The following is a 5,062-nucleotide window of genomic DNA, read 5'->3' as shown; positions in this document are numbered from 1 at the left end:
TGGCGATAAAATCAGATCACAAACGAAGCCTTTTTTATATCTATTTCAATTGGTTGCCGCTAAAGATCCTGTACATGAAGCATGGTTGGCGGGACCATAATGGAACTTTTTTGAGTTTGAGGAATGCCATGCTTATGCCCCCTTCCCCGACAACATTTCGCTGCCCCAAATGCGGCTAGCACAAGACGGTTGCCCCTAAGAGTGACGTGCTGGTACGCAGCCATAATTGAATTGGTTCGAAGCATGCCCCGAATGTACCCATGCACCACTACAGTCAGGCTGGTGCTGTTTTTCTGCGGGGTCGGGGCCTTGCCGTTCTGGCGCCAGTGGCGTGCTCGCCCCATTACCTGGCTGGTGACGGTTACGGCATTGCTGCTCTACCATCTGCTGCTCTTTATGAGCTTTCGCCATGCCCCGGTGCTGGAGGCAAACCTCATCAACTACCTCTGGCCGCTCTGCATCATTCTGTTCACCCCGCTGTTGCTGCCCGGCTATCCACTCCATGCACGTCACCTGCTGGCTGGCGCCTTTGGTCTGGCGGGCTCCATGCTGGTGATGGTCAACGGCGAGCTGCAACTGCAGCAGGCCTATCTGCCGGGATACCTGCTGGCGCTGGGCGCGGCTGTCGTCTGGGGAGCCTATTCGGTGCTGTCACGCCGTCTACCGCCAGCCCCCGCCGTGGTCACTGCGGCAGCCTGCCTGCCCGCAGGTTTGTTGGCGATGCTGCTCGCTCGTCTGCTCGAAGGGCCTCTGCCGCTCGCGCAGATCCCCACCAGTGACTGGTGGCTGATCATCGGGCTGGCACTGGGGCCCATGGGGGCCGCCTTTGTCACCTGGTATCTGGCGCTGCGGGATGGGGACCCACGGCGGATTGGGGCGCTGGCCTACCTGACACCGCTGCTGAGCACCTTGCTGCTGGTATTGCTCAATGGAGAAACGCTGACCTCGCGCCATCTGCTGGCTGGCGCCCTGATCATGGGAGGCGCCCTGCTCGGTATGCAGGGCCCACGCAACAACGCGCAAGCATCCCCAGCCAGTTAAATCGGCAAAATGGGGCCACCTGACCCGCGCTGTCATAAAAACGCCACCATCCCTGTTTAGGCTCGGGCCATGCTCACCCATGGTCTGTGCTGACAGGAATCACCCCGTGAAAATCGCCCATTACGCCACCCTCTCCTCTCTGGTTCTGTTGCTGGTCGCGGGGGGGCAGGCGCTGGCTCTCTACCACGGCTGGCAACAGCTTGCCCATACCAATCAGGCCCAGCGCCAGCACGAAACGCTGCAACAACTGGTGACCGTGACGCTGCAAAACAGTCTGCGGGACTACCTCAACAGCGGCGATCCGCAGCAACTGGCCGCAGCAGAGAAGATCCGCCAGCAAGCTCTCTCCTCGCTGGCCGCTCAGGATGATGCCGTGGCTGCCCCGCTCAGGCAGCAACTCGAACAAATGGCGCAGCGTATCGCGCACGACTATCAGGCCGCTGGCAAGCTCTCGGGCAACAGCCAGCTGCTGCTGCAAAATGCAGAGAGTGAGCTGGGCAGCCAGGCCATGACACTGATCCGCTATGGGGAACAAGGCGCCAGCAGCGAACAAGCTGTCGTAGCGCAGCAATATCGCCGCGATGCGGCCGAGATCCTGGCCGGCCTGCCGCGCCTCGCTCATTTGCGCCAAAGCTATATGGAGCAGGGCAACGAGAAGCTGCTCGAAGGGATCAGCTTCGAAGTGGAGACGCTGCAAAAACAGGCGCAAGCGCTGCAAGCTTTGCCACTGCTCGGCCTTTATGAAGAGGCGCCCGCCGATGAGTTCACGCTAGGGGAGCCGGTGCGCAAGGAGCTGGGGGATCAACCGCGCAGCGAATTGCGCTCGCTGCTGGGCCGCTATCCGCAGGAGCTGGCCAACAGCCGCACGGCGCTGCAACAGCAACAGGCTGGCCGCCAGGCCGTGCAGCAAGACATCATGGCGATGTTGCAAGCGACCAGGCAGATGGGGGAGCAACTTGCCCGCGAGCGGCAAGCTGTCAATCAGGAGTTGGCCACCATCCTCGGCACGCTGGCGCTCTGTCTGGTGGTGGTCACCCTGCTATTTGCGCTGGTGCAACGACGCTGGCTGCTCACCCCCTTGTTGCGACTGCGCGGAGCCTTTATGCAGCTCGATCAGACAGGGCTGGCCGAGCCGTTGCCTGCCGGACGCGATCGCAACGAGCTGGCCGATATCGTTGCCAGCTACAACCGGCTGATCGGCCGCCTGCAACTGGATCAACAACAGAAGGAGGGGCAGCTGTCAGCGGTATCCCTCAGCCTGCAAGGAATGGTCAGCCAGGTTGACGAGATCCACCACAGCACCCGCACCACCGAACAGGTGGTCGACGAGAGCGGTCAGATGATGAACGAGCTGAACCTGCTGGCCGGAGAGGTCCATCAGGTCGCCGCCGACATCGCCCGGCATGCCCACCATAACGAACAGGCGATGGACGAGAGCGATGAGGCGCTGCTGGCCCTCACCCGCTCGGTTGCCGATGTGACGGCCATTGTCGATGTGATCGGCCATATCGCTCAGCAGACCAACTTGCTGGCCCTCAACGCCGCCATTGAAGCGGCCCGCGCGGGGGAGCAGGGGCGCGGCTTTGCCGTGGTCGCCGATGAAGTGCGCCACCTCTCGGCCAATACCCAGCAATCCCTCAACCAGATCACCGATATTCTGGGGCGTCTGACCCAATCCGGTGAACAGCTTGACACCGTACTGAGCCGGATCACCAGCGAATCAAGCCGCCAGCGGGTACAGGCGGAGCAACTGCGCCAGACCACCCGGGCGGTGCGGGAGATTGCCCGCAACACCGCGGTCATCGCCCTGCAGGGGGCCGACAATGCCAAAAGTCAGGAGCACAAGCTGGCCAGTTTTGCCGAACTGATCGCCCGTATCCATCAACATGCCCGTCAGGTGAGTCAGCTCTCGGTGCAGGTTTCGTCCCATATCCACCATCAGGCACAGCAGATCCCCCACATCCTCGGCCAGCAAGGCTGACCTTGCTTCTTATCGCCCACTTCCCTGCCAAGCGACTTTCCCTCCTCTGGAGGGAAAGTTTTTTTGCACCACAAAATTATCTGTTACCTGCCGGTTAACTGCGCCCTTCCCCGCTGCAGTATGAAAAACCGCACTGGCGCTGGTCGCAGCCACAAGAAAACGCTTTCATTACCGTGATACCTGCCGCGAGACTGTTTACGACCTTACCCATAATTATTTGCACTCGGTCATACTTTTGAAACGTTGAGGGAACTTTTCATTGATATTTCGCACCGCGAACGTACTCTTGGGGTTGTCCGATAGCCAAGAATCGGAACATAAAAAAACAACATGTGATGATCAGGACTGCGAACTACAGATGTGCCAAGACATCCGGGTTTGCAGGTAACCAAGACAAGATTTTTTGCCCTTCGTGGTTTTGATTGCAATGCCAATACCGAGCGGTAGGCCTGATGCCAACTGCCGGAAAAAAAAGCTAAGTCCATAAAATCAGGAGCAATAAAAATGGAAAAAGTGATCTTCAAGCGCGCCGCTTTGAGTGCCGCTGTGGTAGCCGCTCTGGTCGCCCCCGGCATGGCATTGGCTGCTCAGGACATGATGAGCCCAAATTACGGCAAATCCTATGAGGCCTTTGCCGATGATGCCAAACTGAGCGGTGGCCTGTTCTACTTCCAGCGTGAGCGTGATCGTAAGAATGACGAGGGTAAGTACCAAAGCAACCTGAGCCACTCTACCGCTCAAGCAGCCCTTAACTTCAACTCTGGCTACGCGTGGGATGTTGTTGGCCTGGATCTCGGTGGCTATGGTGCCTACGACCTCGCCGTTGACCAGACTAACGGTGCCAACGAAGAAAATGAATTCTCCTTCTGGGGCAGTTCTTGGGGCACTAGCGATGGCTTGTCCGAGAACGGTGCCAGCCTGACCAATGCGGCTCTGAAGTTCAAATTTGGCAACAGCGTGACTGCCAAAGGCGGTTACACCCAGCTCTATGTTCCCGGTATCATCGGTGTGAACTGGTCCTATCAGCCGGGTACCTATCGCGGTGGCCAGATTGAAGGCAACTTCGGTGGTCTCTACCTGACCTACGCCATCGCTGACGAATACAAAGCCCCCTGGTTCAAAGAAACCCAGATGTTCTCTCGTTCCAAGTCCAAGCCTTGGGTGTCTGGTTACAGTCCATTGGAAGATCAATACAAGATCGATTACATCCACGGTATCGCAGCCCGTTACACTTTCGAAAATGGCACTGCTGTGACAGGTTCATTTGGTCAATCTAAAGACTACATGGACAGCTATCACTTCAAACTGGCCCACAAGTTTGACGTAATTGGCGGCCTCTCCACCAGCTACCAGTTCTACGGTTCTGAAACCTCTGATTTTGTCGCTACCGCAGGTGATGCAGGCAAAACCTACGATGGTATGGCATGGCAGCAAGCGCTGACCGCCGCATGGAACTACGCCCAGTACGGTTTCCGCCTGGAAGGTCTGTGGACCAAGGCTGAGGGTGATGAAGGCAACTACCTGCCCCGTCTGACCCGTGGCTACGGCAACTCACAGGGTGCCAACGAAATTTGGTGGGATTCCCGCTCCGACTGGAACGCCAACAACGAAAAAGCGCTGTTCTTCGGCGTGACTCGCTCGCTGGATGATTTGGTAGGTGCACCTGGCTGGTCTGTCGGTGTCTCCGGCGCCTACGGTTGGGATATTGAAGACGGTTACGGCCAGAAGCATGCTTCCGGCGAAGATACCGAATGGGCAGCCAACTTTGATGTCAGCTATACCGTGCAGGATGGCAAGCTGAAAGGCACCCTGTTCAAACTGCACTACACCGACTACAACAACGATCTGCCAACCAGCTGGGCATATCCGAACGTGTTCGCCTCCGAGCAGGACGTCAAGTTCCACATCATCATGCCGTTTACCATCATGTAATCAGGCAATACGATGTCAGCAAACCGGGCCACTTGGCCTAATGCCAGTCAGTTAAGCCTGACTGGCATTGTTTTTATTGGCTTTTTGCACCGCATACTTTTGCGGTCT

2 protein-coding genes and 1 pseudogene are annotated in these 5,062 nt (G+C 57.8%); all 3 read left to right on the top strand.

Translation table 11 applies throughout. The features are described 5' to 3' along the window. Window positions 1–273 precede the first annotated feature (273 nt). Window positions 274–1,041: pseudogene (locus tag OKC40_RS21715) on the top strand (DMT family transporter); the annotation flags it as partial. A 106-nt stretch (window positions 1,042–1,147) separates the two neighbouring features. Then, window positions 1,148–3,022, top strand: coding sequence for a methyl-accepting chemotaxis protein (locus tag OKC40_RS21710; RefSeq protein ID WP_270796965.1), 1,875 nt, complete (start codon window positions 1,148–1,150; stop codon window positions 3,020–3,022). A 504-nt stretch (window positions 3,023–3,526) separates the two neighbouring features. Beyond that, a complete protein-coding gene (locus OKC40_RS21705) occupies window positions 3,527–4,954 on the top strand; it encodes an OprD family outer membrane porin (RefSeq protein WP_182939003.1) in 1,428 nt (475 codons plus the stop codon). The last annotated feature ends 108 nt before the right edge of the window (window positions 4,955–5,062 follow it).

Origin of the sequence: Aeromonas sp. QDB11 (assembly GCF_027705265.1) — a bacterium.
Lineage (GTDB): Bacteria > Pseudomonadota > Gammaproteobacteria > Enterobacterales > Aeromonadaceae > Aeromonas > Aeromonas allosaccharophila.
The sequence above is the reverse complement of the archived record's forward strand: the minus strand, read 5'-3'. Positions and strand labels throughout refer to the sequence as shown.

Coding starts and splice junctions, on each gene's coding strand:
- OKC40_RS21705 (WP_182939003.1), top strand. CDS start 3,527: ATGGAAAAAGTGATCTTCAAGCGCGCCGCTTTGAGTGCCGCTGTGGTA.